This is a genomic window from Micromonospora maritima (genome assembly GCF_902825405.1).
Classification (GTDB): Bacteria; Actinomycetota; Actinomycetes; order Mycobacteriales; family Micromonosporaceae; genus Micromonospora; species Micromonospora maritima.
The window spans coordinates 1-1750 of the sequence record NZ_CADEAU010000778.1 but is presented as its reverse complement, the minus strand read 5'-3'; the positions used below and the strand labels follow the sequence as shown (position 1 = coordinate 1750).

At 71.4% G+C, this 1750-nt stretch carries 1 protein-coding gene and 1 pseudogene; both read left to right on the top strand.

The features are described from left to right. Positions 1-994: 994 nt before the first annotated feature. Complete coding sequence (locus HUW36_RS32195; protein ID WP_172967877.1) at positions 995-1132, top strand: hypothetical protein; 138 nt, start codon at positions 995-997, stop codon at positions 1130-1132. A 346-nt stretch (positions 1133-1478) separates the two neighbouring features. Beyond that, positions 1479-1750, top strand: a pseudogene (locus HUW36_RS32190) (LppU/SCO3897 family protein); the annotation flags it as partial.

Sequence of the window (1750 nt, the reverse complement as noted above, 5' to 3'; positions counted from 1 at the left end):
CCCTACACGACGCTCTTCCGATCGAGCCGCTGACGGTCGCCGCGCCGGCGACGTCGGCCGCGAGCTTCGGCGCGGACCGCGAGCAGCGCATCCCGGTCAAGGGGGTACGCAAGCTCACCGCGGAGAACATGGCCCGCTCGGCGTTCACCGCCCCGCACGTGACGGAGTTCCTCACCGTCGACGTGACCCGGGCGATGAAGGCGCTGGACCGGCTCCGCGACCGGCGGGAGTGGCGCGACGTACGGGTCTCGCCGCTGCTGCTGGTCGCCAAGGCGGTGCTCCTGGCGGTCAAGCGCCACCCGATGGTCAACTCGACCTGGGCCGGCGACGAGATCGTGGTGAAGGAGTACGTCAACCTGGGCATCGCGGCGGCCACCGAGCGCGGCCTGATCGTGCCGAACATCAAGGACGCCGGCCGGCTCTCGCTGCGCGAGCTGGCGGACGCGATGACCGGCCTGGTGCAGACCGCGAAGTCGGGGAAGACCTCCCCGGCGGACATGTCCGGCGGCACGCTCACCATCACCAACGTCGGCGTCTTCGGCGTCGACACCGGTACGCCGATCCTGCCCCCGGGCGAATCGGCGATCCTCGCCTTCGGCGCGGTCCGGGAACAGCCCTGGGTGCACAAGGGCAAGGTGAAGCCGCGCCTGGTCACCACGCTCGGGCTCTCCTTCGACCACCGGATCATCGACGGTGAGCTGGGCTCGAAGTTCCTCCGCGACATCGGAGACTTCCTGGCCGACCCGGAGGCGGCGCTGCTCGCCTGGACCTGACGTACCACCGCTCCGGTCGACGGCCGGTGTGCCACGGGTGAACGCCCGGCACACCGGCCGTTACCGTTGGGAGGCGAATCATCGGCTCCGAGGGGCCCCTAACCTACGATCCTTAGGTACGTGGTTCAGCTCACCTAATAATCGATGGCGCTCGGCGGCTCCATGCGCTTCAATAGAGACATCAAGGGGCTGACAACCGAATAGCCAGGAGGAGACCCAAGATGAGCATGATCGAGCGAATCCGCACCCGCCGCGACGCCAACCGCCGGGCCCGTGCCATCGAGCACGCCCTGCGTTCCGCCAACTCGCCCGCGGTCCGGAACGAGCTTCTCGCCATCGCCCAGCGTCACATGAGCTGACGCCACCGACCTTTCTCACCTCCTCCAGTTCGAAGACCCGCCCGGCACGCCGGGCGGGTCTTCGGCGTATCCGGGTCGGTCGGCACCGGGATTCCACCCCGCCGCACCGCCCGGTACGGTTGGCACGGTCGCCAACCGACTGCCTCCGGACCGACGCGGGAAGCGAAACCCATCGACGTCGCCCGGTGACTCTCGGTGGCGACCGATGCTCCCCGAGCGTCTTCGGGCGACCACCGGATACGGTGCGGGGAGCCCGCACGGCCGGTACCCGCCGGCGACGCCGGTGGCCATGCCGACGGTTCCCGACCGGCATCGGCGGCCGACCTGTGATGGAGGAGGCGCACCCATGACGTCCGAGGCTCCGCACCGCCCCGGCCAGGAGCCGGGCGAGGTGTCGCCGGGCACCGGCGGACCGGTGCCGTACGGCGATCAGCCGGCGCAGCAGGACAACGGGTACAACGGGTCGCCCGACCTCGGCTGGGCCCCGCCCCCGCCGGCCGGTCGACCCACCCAGCCGGCCCCCGCCTGGGCCGCGCCCGACGACCAGCCGCCCACCTGGGGCCCGCCCCCGGGCCAGCCGGTCCGGGCCTGTTCCAGCTCGTCCGGGGACAGCGGCGA